The organism is Pseudomonas sp. P110(2024), assembly GCF_057480795.1.
In genome coordinates, this window is the sequence record NZ_JBLIYT010000012.1 from 42698 (window position 1) to 59235 (window position 16538).

The 16538-nt window shown below is 61.9% G+C and carries 15 protein-coding genes; all 15 read left to right on the plus strand.

Annotated features, from left to right (window positions below):
* Window positions 1-25: 25 nt before the first annotated feature.
* The 15 genes from AC25ND_RS19495 (at window position 26) to selB (ending at window position 16529) form a co-directional block, all read left to right on the plus strand.
* Entirely contained in the window at window positions 26-775 is a 750-nt protein-coding gene (locus AC25ND_RS19495; protein ID WP_186596841.1) for a HalD/BesD family halogenase, read from the plus strand.
* A 17-nt stretch (window positions 776-792) separates the two neighbouring features.
* Entirely contained in the window at window positions 793-1251 is a 459-nt protein-coding gene (locus AC25ND_RS19500; RefSeq protein WP_186596839.1) for a VOC family protein, read from the plus strand.
* On the plus strand, window positions 1248-1694 hold the full coding sequence (locus AC25ND_RS19505) for a DUF3291 domain-containing protein (RefSeq protein ID WP_186596837.1): 447 nt from the start codon (window positions 1248-1250) through the stop codon (window positions 1692-1694). The genes AC25ND_RS19500 and AC25ND_RS19505 overlap by 4 nt, the downstream gene beginning before the upstream one ends.
* A 10-nt stretch (window positions 1695-1704) precedes the next feature.
* Window positions 1705-2580 (plus strand): iron-containing redox enzyme family protein, encoded by an 876-nt coding sequence (locus AC25ND_RS19510; RefSeq protein WP_186596834.1) that lies wholly within the window; start codon window positions 1705-1707, stop codon window positions 2578-2580.
* Window positions 2577-3812, plus strand: a complete 1236-nt coding sequence (locus AC25ND_RS19515) for an ATP-grasp domain-containing protein (protein WP_486976529.1) — start codon at window positions 2577-2579, stop codon at window positions 3810-3812. The genes AC25ND_RS19510 and AC25ND_RS19515 overlap by 4 nt, the downstream gene beginning before the upstream one ends.
* 57 nt (window positions 3813-3869) lie before the next feature.
* Window positions 3870-5117 (plus strand): cation:proton antiporter, encoded by a 1248-nt coding sequence (locus tag AC25ND_RS19520; RefSeq protein ID WP_186596830.1) that lies wholly within the window; start codon window positions 3870-3872, stop codon window positions 5115-5117.
* Window positions 5118-5183: 66 nt separating this feature from the next.
* Window positions 5184-6053, plus strand: coding sequence for a DMT family transporter (locus tag AC25ND_RS19525; protein ID WP_186596828.1), 870 nt, complete (start codon window positions 5184-5186; stop codon window positions 6051-6053).
* A 103-nt stretch (window positions 6054-6156) separates the two neighbouring features.
* Window positions 6157-7095, plus strand: a complete 939-nt coding sequence (locus tag AC25ND_RS19530) for a LysR family transcriptional regulator (protein ID WP_186596826.1) — start codon at window positions 6157-6159, stop codon at window positions 7093-7095.
* 51 nt (window positions 7096-7146) lie between these two features.
* On the plus strand, window positions 7147-7335 hold the full coding sequence (locus AC25ND_RS19535; RefSeq protein WP_186596824.1) for a rubredoxin: 189 nt from the start codon (window positions 7147-7149) through the stop codon (window positions 7333-7335).
* Between the two features lie 129 nt (window positions 7336-7464).
* Window positions 7465-10533: a formate dehydrogenase-N subunit alpha gene (gene fdnG, locus AC25ND_RS19540; RefSeq protein ID WP_186596822.1), complete on the plus strand. Its 3069-nt coding sequence runs from the start codon at window positions 7465-7467 to the stop codon at window positions 10531-10533.
* Window positions 10533-11483, plus strand: a complete 951-nt coding sequence (gene fdxH / locus AC25ND_RS19545; protein WP_028690253.1) for a formate dehydrogenase subunit beta — start codon at window positions 10533-10535, stop codon at window positions 11481-11483. The genes fdnG and fdxH overlap by 1 nt, the downstream gene beginning before the upstream one ends.
* Entirely contained in the window at window positions 11480-12136 is a 657-nt protein-coding gene (locus AC25ND_RS19550; protein WP_028690254.1) for a formate dehydrogenase subunit gamma, read from the plus strand. Before fdxH ends, AC25ND_RS19550 begins: the two co-directional genes overlap by 4 nt.
* Window positions 12137-12140: 4 nt before the next feature.
* Window positions 12141-13061, plus strand: coding sequence for a formate dehydrogenase accessory protein FdhE (gene fdhE, locus AC25ND_RS19555; protein ID WP_028690255.1), 921 nt, complete (start codon window positions 12141-12143; stop codon window positions 13059-13061).
* A gap of 133 nt (window positions 13062-13194) precedes the next feature.
* A complete protein-coding gene (selA, locus tag AC25ND_RS19560) occupies window positions 13195-14622 on the plus strand; it encodes an L-seryl-tRNA(Sec) selenium transferase (RefSeq protein WP_062361862.1) in 1428 nt (475 codons plus the stop codon).
* Complete coding sequence (gene selB, locus AC25ND_RS19565) at window positions 14619-16529, plus strand: selenocysteine-specific translation elongation factor (protein ID WP_028690257.1); 1911 nt, start codon at window positions 14619-14621, stop codon at window positions 16527-16529. The genes selA and selB overlap by 4 nt, the downstream gene beginning before the upstream one ends.
* Window positions 16530-16538 lie beyond the last annotated feature (9 nt).

Below are 16538 nucleotides of genomic sequence, written 5' to 3' on the forward strand. Positions count from 1 at the left end.
ACGCTAACCCGCAAGGAAAACTCACATGACGGATGGTGCTGTCGTTCAAGTAAGCATGGAACAAAGCCAGGATATTCTTGATTCAGATCCTTTTGCAGGGCGGGACTTTTTCTGGGAACAGCACCGGTTTGCCAGGGATGGCTACCTTAAGATAAATCACTTGATCGACCCCGGTGTGCGTGATCGTATTTCGGAAGATGTAAGGTATCTGCTTGCCAACTTTTCAAAGCGTCGTGATTTTCTCATTGAGTCGACGGGCAATACCCCGCGCTACTTGAGCAATGTACCGCAGGAGAGTATCGAGGTTAACGGGCGTTATATTCCGCTGGCGTATAATTCACGCTACCTCATGAGCCTTATTTCTCACATCGTCAAGGAAGAAATCATTCCCACACCGTGGAAGTGGGACAACTTTATCATCAATAGTCAGCATAAGTCCGGTGACACCCATGGCTGGCACTGGGGCGACTACCCCTACACGATCATCTGGATCGTCGAGGCGCCTGCGCTTGAGGCCGGTGGGCTGCTGGAGTGCGTACCGCATACCCACTGGGACAAGCAGAACCCGCGCGTCGAAAACCTGTTGGTCGAAAACAAGATCGACTCCTACTTCCACATGACCGGCGATGTCTATCTGCTCAAGGCGGATACCACCCTGCATCGGGTCAAGCCCCTGACGCAGGATGTCACCCGGATCATTCTGAATACGACCTGGGAGCGGGCAAGGGACAAGGATCGACAAGTCGAACATGAAACGTTCGTTTTCCGTGATTGATCCCCGGGGCATTACGCATGGCCAAGGTCAAGTATTCACATACAAACCTGATCGCCACCGACTGGAAGAAAATTGCCAAGTTCTACATAGATGTATTTGGCTGCGTTCCAGTCGGCCCTGTCCGCCGGCTTTCAGGTCAACCAGTAGCAGACGGAACCGGCCTGCTCGATCCGGAAATAGAAGGTGTTCATCTTCAATTGCCCGGTTATCCAGAGGGCGGTCCGACGCTGGAGGTTTTTCAATATAGTCGTGTTCGTGGAGAGTCGGAGAAATTTGCCAATTCGCGTGGGTTTACGCACATCGCATTCGAAGTATCCGACCTAGACGAAGTTTGCGAAAAGGTCATTCGTTCCGGTGGCTGGCTGCTTGGAAAGTTGGCGCGCCAGCCTGTCGAGGGGGTAGGTGTCTGTACGTTTGTGTACGTACGAGACCCTGACCGGAACATCATCGAGGTCCAAGGATGGGAGGCCGCATGAAACGCAGACTTGCTCAGTTCGACCTGGTGAAGCCCAGATTTCCCAAGGGTGACACCCGGATGGAAGGGTTCTATGCATCGACCGACTACGTCAATGGGCTGGCAGAGCAGCATCCGGGTTTTATCTGGCGTGAAACCCAGGAGAACCAACCGTTGCTCGACCGGCTGTGGGGCGAAGGCTACCTCTATACGCTTTCGCTCTGGCGAGACGTCCAATCACTCAAGGACTTTCTCTACAACACCCCGCACAAAACATTCATGAAACGCGGATCGGAATGGTTCGAAACCATCTCGCGGCCTCGAGTGGTGCTGTGGTGGGTGCCTGAAGGCCATATCCCGGATCTGCACGAGGCGCACACCCGGCTCACACGGCTCTATGACGTCGGACCGTCACATGACGCGTTCGACCTGCGCTCCAGTGAACTCCCAACCGTCCTGTATTGAGGAGGGACAGATGACTCAATTGGCACGTGATACGCAACAGCAACTCGCCGACTATTACCGTTGTTTTCTGGGTGATCCGGCACAGCTCGTCAATGCGCAGAAGTCGGTCAGGCTGTCCCGCAACCTGGTGGAGTGTCTGGAGGATCAATGGAATACGGCTGAGGAGCGCCTGGTTGACCTGCGTGAGTTACCGAGCACCCGGGAGGCCTTCCTGCCCTGGTACCTGATGTGCGAGAAGAAGATAAACGAGGATATCCGCTTCTTCGTGGACTTCATGCGGCACCATGCCACTGTCGAGCAGGTGGCCTACTACATCTGCATGGAGGAAATGGTCGATGGCTCGTTCGATGACCTGATGGCGGTTGCGCAATTGGGCATGCCGATCCACTGCAAGATGGTCGCAGGCGAGAACTACTGGGATGAAATGGGCAATGGTGATTTTGCTGCCGTGCATACCACGATGTTCCGCACGTCCTCCAGCTACATGCGCGATCTGCTGGGCGAGGCCGGCATCAGTGTGGAGGTTCCCCCGCTCGAGTGCCTCATGAATGGCAACATCCTGCTGATGTGGGCAGTGCGACGCGAGTACAACATGCGCCTGATCGGCGCCATGGGGCTGGTGGAGGGTTCGGCGCCGGTACGCTTCGGCGCGACAACGGCGGCCATGGAGCGTCTGGGCCTGCCCAGGGACGTGATTGCCTACCACAAGGCCCATATCAGCATTGATACACGGCATAGCGCCGCCTGGTACGACACGGTCCTGCAACATTACGCAGCTGGTGGCGAGAATGTGGTGCGAGAGCTCTCGTTGGGCGTGATGATCCGCTACAACGTCGCGCTGCGCTATTACCACTACATGTATCAGGCCATGCGGAGTCTGCAATGAACACACGAGCGCAAACGGTAGTGGTCATCGATCCGATCAGTTCCGGGCGGCGATACGGTGAGAACATTCGTCGCAAGGGCTATCACGCGCTGGCGCTGGTGACCCGGGAGCGCTTCCCCGGGCGGTTGCAGAAGCTGCATGGGGTGGATGGTTTCGATGAGGTGCTGCACGCCGAGGGGCTGGAGCAAGCCAAGGTGAAACTGGCAGGCAGGACGGTGCTGGCGGTCATTCCCGGTTCTGATTCGGCATTGCGCATTACCGATCGGTTGGCGGCCCATCTTGGCGTGGCGGGAAATCCGGTGGCAACGCACCTGGCCCGGATGAACAAGTTGGAAATGAAGAGTCGGCTGAAGGATGAGGGCGTTCCTTCCATGCCGGCCTTTCGATTGTCCATGGACGAGCTCGCGCAGGGACACGACCCTGGCATTGCTTTCCCCGTGGTGGTCAAGCCCAGCCAGGGTACGGGGGCGAGGCATGTGAAGATCTGCCAGTCCAGAAGCGATATGTACAAGGCGCTGGCCGCCATCGAGAGCAATGAAGAGCCCTGTGCCCAGGAGGAAAAGCATGCGCTGGTGGAAGCTTATGTCGAAGGCCCTGAGTTCTTTATCGTCACGGCGAACCTCGGGGCGGCGCGAGGCCGGCAGATTCTCTGTTTCGCCGAATACGAAAAAATCCGCGTCGGCGACCACCCCAGCATCTATCGCAACATTCGATCCATTTCGCCCGTAGGTGACAAGGCTCGTCAGGCGTTCGCCTATATCTCCCGGGTCAACTCGGCCATCGAGGCCGACATCGGCATCAACGACATCGAGTTCAAGATCAACGCCGATGGACATTTCATCATCGAGCAGAATGGCCGGTTGCCGGGAGCGAACGTACCCACCCTGATCGAGCTGTGCAGGGGGCTCAATTGCTATGACCTGAACATCGATATCTACCTTGGCAATGCACCGCAGGTGCTACCTGTTCCGCACTACGACAAGCACTTCTGTATTTGCTGCCTGATCTGCGAAGCGGGCGGCACGGTCACGGGGATCGAAGGCGTGGCGCAAGTCGAGGGACTCGAGTCGTTCCATGAGCTTGGTTTTCTTGTCAGCGAGGGCGAGGTGATCGAGGCGACACGGGATTTCCTGTCGACCTGGGGGTTCGTCTACCTCATCCACCAGGATCCCGCAGTTCTGCGCAGGCATGCTGAGATCGTCCATGAGCGCCTGAGGCTGGTGCTCGCGTAAGCGGTGGGTGCCCGCTCATGGGCACCCGTCGGCAGGAATTCGGGTAAGGGAGAGCCCATGAATTGGATAATGCTGGTGTGTTTGATATTGCTCGCCTGTGCGATCTGTGGACAGCTTGCGACAATGATTGGCCAGAGCCGAGTGATCGGGGAGGTCACCGCAGGTATCCTGCTGGGGCCCACAGTGCTTGGTGCCTGGTTTCCGCAGGCCTCGACTCAGTTGTTCGTGCCTGAGTCGATGCATGTCGTCAGGTCGTTGAGCGAACTGGGGCTGATTATCCTGATGGTCGAGGTGCCATGGCACGCCGCTGGCATCGGGTCCAAGGGAGATGGGCAGCGAGTGCCCGCCTTGATCGCTACCCTGGGGATCGTGCTGTCGTTTTCCCTGGGTTGCATCGTCGGAGCCTGGTCCAAGACATCGCTTGCACCGATGCAACCCTATTGGCCTTACGTGATCTTCTGTGGGGTAGCCTTGTCCGTGACAGCCCTGCCGGTGTTGGTGCGGATTATCCAGGAGCATGCGGGTATCGATGGGCGAGCCGGACAACTGGCCCTGTCGGCGGCGGTCTACACCGATGTGTTTGCATGGTTTGCACTTGCGTTGGTGCTGACGCTACAGTTCAGTGGCACCTCTGGCGTGGTCGATAGTCTACTCCGGGTCGCCGGATTGTCGGTTTATGCCGCGCTGACGTTCCTGCTGGTCCGACCCTGGCTGAGAAACCGGGCCGGCTACACCGTCCTGGGCGAGCGGTCGCGGGTGGCACTTGCCTTGCTCTACTGCCTGTTTTCGGCGCAAGTGACCGCGATGCTTGGGTTCCATGAGGCAATCGGTGCAGTCTTGGCGGCCTATGTCTTTCACGACCTGTTCTCGATGGAGCAGGCCTGGCGCCGCTGGGTCGGCAGGTTCGGCCATCTGTTTCTCACACCAATCTTCTTTGCCTGTTCCGGTATCCAGGTTTCGCTCGGGGCTTTCAGCGATCCCACTCTGTGGTTGTGGTTGCTGTTGTTTCTGGTGGGGGCGATTGTCGGCAAGGTTCTGGGTTCTTATGTCGGGGCCAGGCTGTCGGGGCTGAAACCAAAGGTTTCATTGGAACTCGGTGTGCTGATGAATACCAAGGGACTCGTGGAATTAGTAGTACTTGGTGTAGGACTGCAGGTGGGAGTGTTGTCTGAAAGTTCCTATAGTGTTCTTTTGATGCTTGCAATTGTTTCAACGGCTTTAACTAATCCGTTAATTTCATTGTTAAATCGCTGGGCCCGTAAGAGTGATGCTGGCTACAGCGTCTCACCTCATACAGGTGTTTGATTTTTGAGTTCATCCCGATTACTGTCTGGAGATTAAAGGAATCAGCCAGAAATAAGGAACATTGCTGTGGACGTATTCATGGGGTTGCTGGCCGCTGCGTTCTGGGGGGCTACGGATTTTCTGGTCGGTGTGAACGCACGAGCGGTAGGGGTCAAGCGGGCGGTCTTTTTCGGGCAACTGCTGGGGCTTTTGTTAATGACAATTATTATTGTCATTTCGGCCAGCCAGTGGGAGAAGTTCCTGTCGGCTCCCGGACGCGCGGTGGTACTGGGTATTGTGGCTTCACTATGTACCGTGATCGGGGCGTTGGCGCTTTCAAAAGCGTTTGCGGTTGGCAAGACCGCTGTCGTGGCACCGTTGGTCACCTCCTATGGCGTTTTTACAACGCTGCTGGCCTGGCTTGGCGGGGACACACTGTCAGCCTGGCAGGTGAGCGGTATCTTCGTCTGCTTCTTCGGTGTACTACTGGCCAGCCGCAGTGACCATGGCGGCGATTTCGAGCGCAAGGCAAAGGGCACTGTATCGATAGGGTATGCGTTGCTGGCGGCCATGCTGTATGGCGTCAGCTTCTGGATTCAAGGCAAGTTCGCCTTGCCGGCGCTGGGGCCGGTTAACATGCTGGCGCTGGGTTATGCCGTCGGGGTGGCCTTCTTGATTCCGGAAGCCTTCAGGCTGCTGCGCGATCATGCCACGATCCGCTTGAAGATATTGGGTTCACTGTGTGGCACAAGCCTGTTCAACCTGGGAGGGTTCTCGGCTTTTTCTTGGGGGGCGCTCAACGGTTCGGTTTCAGTCGTTACTGTCATCAGTACCTTGTCGGGTGGTATCGCGGCCATCCTCGGATACTTCTTTTATCGCGAGCGGTTGTCGGTCGTTCAAGTAGGCGGTGTGTGTCTGGTGTTGTTGGGGGCTGTGCTTTTGCATCTTTATGGATGATGTTGTCGCAAAGTTGCAAACGTTTGCGGTTAATCTTTTGGGGTCCTTGGGCCATGGACGGAGGCTTTCGTTTATTGGCCTGTAGATATGAGTGGTCATAATAATGGAATATCGAGGCTGCCTTCCGAAAAGTCATGTTGATATGTTGCCTTGCATGGCGGCTTTTGCAGTGGTCGTCGAGACCGGAAGTTTTGTAGATGCGTCGGTAAGGCTGGGGTTGACTGCCTCGGCGGTCAGCAAACAAGTGTCAAAGCTTGAAAATGCCTTGTCATTGCGTTTGCTTGAGCGCAGCACCCGGCAATTGAGAGTGAATGCCGAAGGCGCCCAGATCTACTCACACTGCAAAGAGTTGCTGGAGTCTTCGGCCAATGTGTTTCGCCTCAAGGACCGCTTCCTCGAAGCACCGCAAGGGCTTATTCGCATTGCGGTGCCACGCTCGCTGTACGCGGCGTGTAATCAGCTGGTTCCGGAGTTTTTGTACCGCTACCCCGGCGTCAATGTACAGCTCATTTCCAATGAGGGAGCACCGGACTTTATTGCCGAGGGTATCGATATTGGAATCCAGATAACGGACAGTCCTCCCCTGGGTTTGGTGGCGCGCAAGTTGTTCCCCGTCGATTTCATTGTCTGTGCCGCCGAGAGTTACCTGGAAAAGTTTGGGCGACCTGAGCATCCCTCGGTGTTGGCGGAACACAGTTGCATCCCATTTTCCGCGGCCACCGAAATCCAGAACTGGAAGTTCATTTCAACGCATGGAATGTGCGAGGTCAGTGTTTCGGGGCGCTACTTCGCGGACAGTCCGGAGGCGGTCCTCAATGCCACGATCTCGGGCCTGGGGATTTCCTGCCTGCCGGCCGGGCTGGCGGCTGAAGCAATTTCCGCCAATGCCCTGGTGGAGTTGTTGCCCGGGTGGAGATACGCGGGGGCGATGCAAGGGATGGCCTGGGTGCTCTATCAGCCCGGCCGGCATGTGTCGCAGAAGGTCAAGGTGATGGTCGACTATCTGGTGAGTGCGTTGCGCCGGTCAGGACAGATGACCTGATGCAATGGCTGGCCTCGTGCGGCACCGGACCATGGGAAAAAGGAGCATACGATGGCTACGCAGGTTGCCGAGTACTATTGCGAGACCTGTTGGTACACCTATGACCCGACGGTAGGTGATCCGGAGCATGGCATCGCGCCGGGGACTGCATTCGAAGATATTCCACATGACTGGCTTTGCCCTGACTGCGGGCTGGGCAAGGAAGCGTTTGTACCGCGTGTCGAATCGCTCGATGCATGATCTGGGTCATCGCACTTCCCGGATTCTTGACTAGGCTTAACAGTTGGCGGTGTCTGTCCACCGCCACCGTGAAGTCCCTGAGGCGCCGGCCAAGTCCCGCGCGCCCGAGAACCTGATCAGGAGTGCACGATGGATCTCAACCGTCGGCAATTCTTCAAGGTCGCCGCCGTCGGCCTTGGAGGCTCGAGCCTTGCGGCGTTGGGCATGGCCCCGACACCCGCGTTCGCCGAGCAGGTGCGCCACTTCAAGCTGGCGCATACCAAAGAAACCCGTAACACCTGCCCTTATTGCTCGGTCGGCTGCGGCCTGATCATGTACAGCCAGGGTGACGCGGGCAAGAACGTCAAACAGAACATCATCCACATCGAGGGCGACGCGGACCATCCGGTCAACCGCGGCACCCTGTGCCCGAAAGGCGCCGGCCTGCTGGACTTTATCCACAGCCCCAGCCGCCTCAAGTACCCCGAGGTGCGCAAGCCGGGCAGCAACGAGTGGACCCGCATCGACTGGGACGAAGCCCTCGACCGCGTCGCCGAGCTGATGAAACAGGACCGCGACGCCAACTTCATCGAGAAGAACGCCCAGGGCCAGACGGTCAACCGCTGGCTCACCACCGGCTTTCTCGCCGCGTCCGCCGCTTCCAGCGAAGCGGGCTACCTGACGCACAAGGTGATCCGTTCGCTGGGCATGCTGGGGTTCGATAACCAGGCGCGTGTCTGACACGGCCCGACGGTGGCAAGTCTTGCCCCGACGTATGGCCGTGGCGCGATGACCAATCACTGGTCTGACATCGCCAACGCAAACCTGGTCCTGGTGATGGGCGGCAACGCCGCTGAAGCGCACCCGTGCGGCTTCAAGTGGGTGACCGAAGCCAAGGCGCACAACAAGGCGCGGCTGATCGTGGTCGACCCGCGATTCACCCGTACCGCCTCGGTGGCTGATTACTACGCGCCGATCCGTACCGGCAGCGACATCGCCTTCATGGGCGGGCTGATCAACTACCTGCTGAGCAACGACAAGATCCAGCACGAGTACGTGCGTAACTACACCGACGTGTCGTTTATCGTCAAAGAGAACTATGGCTTCGAGGACGGGCTGTTCAGCGGCTACGACGCGGCCAAGCGCGTGTACGCCGACAAGTCCGGGTGGGGCTACGAGCTGGGCGAGGACGGCTATGCGAAGGTCGACCCGACGCTGCAGCACCCGCGTTGCGTCTACCAGCTGATGAAGCAGCACTACAGCCGCTACACGCCGGAACTGGCGAGCATGACTTGCGGCATGCCCCAGGACCAGATGATGAAGATCTGGGAAGAGATCGCCACCTGCTCGACACCGGGCAAGACCATGACGATCCTCTATGCCTTGGGCTGGACCCAGCACTCCATCGGCGCGCAGATCATCCGCAGCGCGGCCATGGTGCAGTTGCTGCTGGGCAACGTCGGCATGCCGGGGGGCGGGGTCAACGCCTTGCGTGGGCACTCCAACATCCAGGGCCTGACCGACCTGGGGCTGCTGTCGAACTCGCTGCCGGGCTACCTCACCCTGGCCGGCGACGCCGAGCAGGACTACGCCGCCTACATCGACAAGCGCGCCTCCAAGCCGCTGCGGCCGGGGCAGCTGTCGTACTGGCAGAACTACGGCAAGTTCCACGTCAGCCTGATGAAGGCCTGGTACGGCGCCAACGCCACCGCCGCCAACAACTGGGGCTACGACTGGCTGCCCAAGCTCGACGTGCCGGCCTACGACGTGTTGCGCATGTTCGAGATGATGGGCCAGGGCAAGGTCAACGGCTACATGTGCCAGGGCTTCAACCCCATCGCCGCGCTGCCGGACAAGAACCGCGTCACCGCGGCCCTGGCCAAGCTCAAGTGGCTGGTGGTCATGGACCCGCTGGCCACCGAGACCTCCGAGTTCTGGCGCAACGCCGGCGCGTTCAACGACGTCGATACCGCCAACATCCAGACCGAGGTGATCCGCCTGCCCACCACTTGCTTCGCCGAGGAAGACGGCTCGCTGGTCAACAGCAGCCGCTGGCTGCAGTGGCACTGGAAGGGCGCCGACGGTCCGGGCGAGACCCGCACCGACGTGCACATCATGAGCGAGCTGTTCCTGCGCCTGCGCAAGCGTTACCAGGCCGAAGGCGGCGCCTATCCCGACCCGCTGCTCAACCTCAGCTGGCCGTACAAGGTCCCGGAAGAGCCTTCGCCCGAAGAACTGGCCAAGGAGATGAACGGTTGGGCGGTCAGCGACCTCACCGACGCCACCGGCGCCACACTCAAGGCCGGTCAGCAACTGGCCGGCTTCGCCCAGATGAAGGACGACGGCAGCACCGCGTCGGGCTGCTGGATCTTCGCCGGTTGCTGGACCGAGCAGGGCAACCAGATGGCCCGGCGCGACAACAGCGACCCGTACGGCATGCACCAGGTGCAGAACTGGGCCTGGGCCTGGCCGGCCAACCGGCGGATTCTCTACAACCGTGCCTCCAGCGACCCGCAAGGCAAGCCGTGGGACCCGGAGAAGAAGCGCCTGGTGTGGTGGAACGGCAAGGCCTGGACCGGCACCGACGTGCCGGACTTCAAGGTCGACTCGCCGCCGGAAGCGGGGATGAATCCGTTCATCATGAACCCCGAGGGCGTGGCGCGGTTCTTCGCCATCGACAAGATGGCCGAGGGGCCGTTCCCCGAGCACTACGAGCCGTTCGAGACCCCCATCGGCATCAACCCGCTGCATCCGCAGAACAAGAAGGCCACCAGCAACCCGGCCGGGCGGATCTTCGATTCGGTGTGGGACACACTCGGCACGCACGACGAGTTCCCCCATGCGGCGACCACCTACCGGCTGACCGAGCACTTCCACTTCTGGAGCAAGCATTGCCGGCTCAACGCCATTGCCCAGCCCGAGCAGTTCGTCGAGATCGGCGAGGTGCTGGCGAACGAGAAGGGCATCAAGGCCGGCGACCGGGTGCGGGTGTCGAGCAAGCGCGGCTATATCGACGCGGTGGCGGTGGTGACCAAGCGGATCCGTCCGTTGCAGGTCAACAACCAGACCGTGCACCAGATCGGCATCCCGTTGCACTGGGGCTTCACCGGTAGCACGCGGCACGGCTTCCTGACCAACACCCTGGTGCCGTTCCTCGGTGATGGCAACACGCAGACGCCGGAGTCCAAGTCGTTCCTCGTCAAAGTGGAGAAACTCTGATGGCCAGCCAAGACATCATCGCCCGCTCGGCCACCACCACCGTACCGCCCTCGGTACGCCAGCAGCAGGAAGTCGCCAAGCTGATCGACACCACCAAGTGTATCGGCTGCAAGGCCTGCCAGGTGGCGTGCTCGGAGTGGAACGAACTGCGTGACGAGGTCGGCCACAACCACGGCACCTACGACAACCCCCAGGACCTCAGCGCCGAGACCTGGACCCTGATGCGCTTCACCGAGCACGAGCGCGACGACGGCAACCTGGAGTGGCTGATCCGCAAGGACGGCTGCATGCACTGTGCCGAGCCCGGTTGTCTGAAGGCTTGCCCGAGCCCGGGGGCGATCATCAAGCATGCCAACGGTATCGTCGACTTCAACCAGGACCACTGCATCGGTTGCGGCTATTGCATCACCGGCTGCCCGTTCAACATCCCGCGCATCTCGCAGAAGGATCACAAGGCGTACAAGTGCACCCTGTGTTCCGACCGCGTGAGCGTGGGCCTGGAGCCGGCCTGCGTGAAGACCTGCCCGACCGGGGCGATCGTCTTCGGCAGCAAGGAGGAGATGAAGGTGCATGCCGACGAGCGCATCGTCGACCTGAAGTCGCGGGGGTACGAGAACGCCGGGCTGTACGATCCGGATGGCGTCGGCGGCACCCATGTGATGTACGTGCTGCACCACGCCGACACGCCCCGGATCTACGCCGGCCTGCCGGACCAACCGGTGATCAGCCCGTTGGTGGGGCTGTGGAAGGGCTTCAGCAAGCCCCTGGCGCTGCTGGCCATGGGCGCGGCGGTGCTGGCCGGGTTCTTCCACTATGTACGCGTGGGGCCGCAGCGGGTCGAGGAGGACGAACACCCGGCGCCTGTGGATAACACGGTCCACGAGGTCGACCCGGCGGTGCATGTCTATGATCCGAACCGCCCGGGCGGGCAGGGGGAGCAGCGGCCATGAATGACAACAAGCCTATCCTGCGCTACAACGCCAACGAACGGAGCAACCACTGGGTCGTGGCGATCCTGTTCGTGCTGGCCGGCCTTTCGGGGCTGGCGCTGTTCCATCCGGCACTGTTCTGGCTCAGCCACCTGTTCGGCGGCGGGCCGTGGACGCGGATCCTTCACCCGTTCATCGGCGTGGGAATGTTCGTGTTCTTCCTCGGGCTGGTGCTGCGCTTCTGGCGCGCCAACTTCATCACCGCCAACGACCGCCTGTGGCTGCGCCGCATCGACCGGGTGATGCTCAACAAGGAAGAGGGCGTGCCGCCGGTCGGCAAGTACAACGCCGGGCAGAAGCTGCTGTTCTGGACCTTGCTGGCCTGCATGCTGGTGCTGCTGGTCAGCGGCGTGGTGATCTGGCGCGCGTACTTCAGCCATTGGTTCGGCATCGAGGTCATTCGCCTGTCCACGCTGTTGCATGCCCTGGCGGCGTTCGTGCTGATCCTAAGCATCATCGTGCACATCTATGCCGGGATCTGGATCAAGGGTTCGATCGGCGCCATGCTGCATGGCTGGGTGAGCCGCGCCTGGGCGCGCAAGCACCATGAACTGTGGTACCGGGAAGTGACCGGCGACAAGTCGCCACACAACCACGGTGGAAAAGAAGGATGACCGTTTGAGCACGATTCTCGAACCTGGACAGATCGAAGCGTCGGCAGTGATGCCGCCGTTTCTGCACCTGCCCGCCGCTCACCTCTTCGAGGTGCGCGCCACACGGCTTGAGCAACTGGCCGAGGGTAACGCCCTGGGTGATTACCTGCGGTTGATGGCCCGGCTGTGCCGGATTCAGCAGCAGCTTGTGGATAACCCGCCTGCGGGATTACCGGTGGCCGAAGAGCGCCAGCGCCTGTGTATAAGTCATGGTTTGCCGCCCCTGGCGGCCGACAGCCTGGTGCGTGAAGGGCCTTGGTTGGTCTGGTTGCAGGCGTTGCTCGAGCGCTTCGAGACCGCATCCGACGGGCCACTGGCCGAGGCGCTGGATGCGTTGCGTGGCAGCGACGATGCCCAGCGCAAGGGCTGGGCTATCGCCCTGCTCGGTGGCCAGTACGATGCAGTGCCGGCGGCGCTGGTGCCCTTCATTGGCGCCGCGTTGCAGGCGGCGTGGTCCAGCTGGCTGCTGGCCTTGCCTGCGCCTGAGCTCAAGCCTGCGGGCAGCCTGGCCCAGTGCCCAGCCTGTGGATCGCCGGCCATGGCCGGGGTAGTGCGTAACCGTGGCAAGCATAATGGCCTGCGCTACCTGGCCTGCTCGCTGTGTGCCTGCGAATGGCATGTGGTGCGGGTCAAGTGCGTGTACTGCGAGTCGAGCAAGGACCTGCGCTACAGTAACCTCGAGGATGACCGCCACGCGCCGGGCAAGGCGCCGCTGCGCGCCGAGTGCTGCCCGGGGTGCCAGAGCTACCTCAAGCAGTGCTACCTGGAGAACGACGCCGCGGCCGAGCCGCTGGCCGACGACCTGGCGAGCCTGGCGCTGGACATGCGCCTGGACGAGGAGGGTTTCCATCGGCTGGCGCCGAACCTGCTGTTGGCGCCGGGGTAGTGTCTACACTGCAATACCGAGTCGCCTGATTTGCGGGCAAGCCCGCTCTCACAGGAAGCGTACAGTACCTGTGGGAGCGGGCTTGCCCGCGAAGAGGCCGGAACAGACAACGGATTTGTTTAAGGTAGTACTGATGTCTTCAACCCTCGCCAGCGACACCCCACGCCTGCCTTCCATCGACACCTTGCTGCGCCATCCGGCCTGCGCCCCGCTGATCGACCGTCATGGTCGTGACGCCACGCTGGCCACCCTGCGCCAGTTGCTCGACGACCTGCGCGAGCCTGCTCGCCTCGGCCAACTGAGTGCCACCGAACTGACCGCCGAAGTGCTCCTGGGCCGAGCCGGCGAACGCCTGGCCATCCAGCAGCGCAGCCAGGTACGCCGGGTGTTCAACCTCACCGGCACGGTGCTGCACACCAACCTGGGCCGGGCCTTGCTGCCCGAGGAAGCGGTCGAGGCCATGCAGACCGCCGCCCGCTATCCGCTGAACCTGGAGTTCGACCTCAACACCGGCAAGCGCGGCGACCGCGACGACCTGATCGAAAGCCTGATCCGCGAGCTGACCGGCGCCGAGGCCGTCACCGTGGTCAACAACAACGCCGCCGCCGTGCTGCTGGCGCTCAACAGCCTGGGCGCGCGCAAGGAAGGGATCATCTCCCGGGGCGAACTGATCGAGATCGGCGGTGCCTTCCGTATCCCCGACATCATGGCTCGCGCGGGGGTGAAGCTGCACGAGATCGGCACCACCAACCGCACTCACGCCCGCGACTATGAAGCCGCGATCAACCCGCGCACGGGCCTGCTGATGCGCGTGCATTGCAGCAACTACAGCATCCAGGGTTTCACTACCCAGGTGCCTACCGCGGAACTGGCGCGCATCGCTCATGCTCATGAGTTGCCGCTGCTTGAAGACCTGGGCAGCGGCAGCCTGCTCGACCTGACCCGCTGGGGCTTGCCGGCCGAGCCGACCGTGCGCCAGGCCCTGGCCGATGGCGCCGACATCGTCACGTTCAGTGGCGACAAACTGCTCGGCGGGCCGCAGGCGGGGATCATCGTCGGGCGCAAGGAGCTGATCGCGAAGATCAAGAAGAATCCGCTCAAGCGTGCCCTGCGGGTCGACAAGATCACCCTTGCGGCACTCGAAGCCGTGCTGGCGCTGTATCGCAACCCGGACCGCCTGGTCGAGCGCCTGCCGAGCCTGCGCCTGCTCACCCGGCCCCAGGCCGAGATCGCCGCCCAGGCCGAGCGCCTGGCGCCTGAACTGGCCGCACGGCTGGGGACGCAATGGACGGTTAGCGTCGAACCGGCCCTGGGCATGATCGGCAGCGGCAGCCAGCCCGTGGCGCGCCTGCCCAGCGCGGCCTTGTGCCTGCGCCCGCAGGTGTCGAAGAAACTGCGCGGGCGCAGCCTGCATGTGTTGGAGCGGGCGCTGCGCGACCTGCCGGTGGCGGTGCTCGGCCGCATCGATGACGATGCCCTGTGGCTCGACCTGCGCCAGTTGGACGATGAGGCCCAGTGGCTGGCGCAACTGCCGGCGTTGCAGTTGGGGCCGGTGCAGTGATCGTCGGTACCGCCGGCCACATCGACCACGGCAAGACCGCGCTGCTCCAGGCCCTGACCGGCCAAGCCGGCGACACACGCCAGGAGGAGCGTGCCCGGGGCATGACCATCGATCTTGGCTACCGCTATGCCCCGTTGGCCGAAGGCGCGCCGCTGACAGGCTTTATCGATGTGCCTGGCCACGAGCGTTTTATCCACAACATGCTTGCCGGCGCCCATGGCATCGACCTGGTGCTGCTGGTGGTGGCCGCCGACGACGGGGTGATGCCGCAGACTCGTGAGCACCTGTCGATCATCGAACTGCTGGGTATTCCCCAGGCGCTGGTGGTCATCAGCAAATGCGACCGGGTCGAGCCGGCGCGGTTGATCGAAGTCCAGGCCCAGGTCACCGAACTGCTCGCGCCTGGGCCCTATGCCGGGGCCAGGCAATTTCCGGTTTCGAGCCTGTCCGGCGCGGGAATCGACGCCCTGCGCGAGGCCTTGCTGGCGGCCGAGGCGCATGTTCGCCAGCGCAGCGTGCGCGGCGGTTTCCGCCTGGCCGTGGACCGGGCCTTCGCGGTTTCCGGGGCAGGGGTGGTGGTCACCGGCACGGCGCTGGCCGGGCGGGTCAGCGTCGGCGACACCTTGCTGTTGGGCAAGGTAGGCAAACCGGTGCGGGTGCGTGGCCTGCACGCGCAAAACCAGGCGGCATTGGTAGCCGAGGCAGGGCAGCGGGTGGCATTGAATATCAGCGCGGAAAAGCTCTCGGCCGAACAGGTACATCGCGGCGACTGGCTGCTACCTGAGTGGTTGCATGCACCCAGCGTGCGAGTGGATATCGACCTCACCTTGCTGGCCGGAGAAACACGCGTGTTCGAGCACTTCAGCGCGGTGCACGTGCACCTGGGGACCCAGGATGTCACTGCCCGGGTCGCGTTGCTCGAAGGGGAACGGCTCGAGGCTGGCCAGCGCATGTTCGCCCAACTGCTGCTCAATGCACCGTTGCAGGCAGTGCATGGGGATCGTCTGGTTCTGCGCGACCAGCGCGCCCAGCGCACGCTGGGTGGTGGCCGTGTGCTCGATCCATTCGCCCCGAGCCGGCAGCGGCGCAGCGAGGCGCGCTTGCGCCAGTTGCAGGTGTTGCGCAATGCCGACGGCCTCGAGCGGGCGTTGCCGGCCTTGCTGGAGGCAGCCCCGGGCGGGCTCGAGCCCCGGCGTCTGGAGCGTCAGTTCAATCGCCTGCGTGAGACCTGGCAGTTGCCGGATGCGGTGCTGGTGATTGCCACGCGTCAAGGTCAGTTGCTGTTCGATTGCCTACAGTGGCAGGCGCTCAAGCGACAAGTGCTGGAGCGCCTGGCGCAGTTCCATGAACAGGAGCCTGATCAGCTTGGCCCGGACCGTGACCGACTGCGCCGCTTTACCGCATTGCCGTTGGAGCGGCCTGCGTTTGTCAGCCTGTTGGATGAGTTGCTGGGCGAAGGCGCGATCAGCAGCAGTGGCCCGTGGCTGCACCTGCCGGATCACCGGGTCCAGCTGAGCGAGGCGGATACCGCGTTGTGGGCGCGTCTGTTGCCCCGCCTGTTGGCGGGCGAGTTCGATCCGCCCTGGGTGCGGACCCTGGCCGGCGAGGAGGGCTGCGACGAGGCTGACGTGCGCCTGCTGTTGCGCAAGCTTGCCCGGTTGGGCCTGGTGCACCAGGTGGTGCGTGACCTGTTTTACCCGGAGACGACGTTCAAGCGCATGGCAGAGCTGCTGTTGCGTCAGGCCGAGACATCGCCGATAGTGCAGGTCGCGGCGTTTCGCGATGGTTTGGCCATCGGTCGCAAGCGCACTGTGCAGATTCTCGAGTATTTCGACCGCGTTGGCTTGACCCGACGAGTTGGCGACCTGCGTCATATCCGCGTCGACAGCGCCCTGGCCCAACCGTAACGCGGGCCC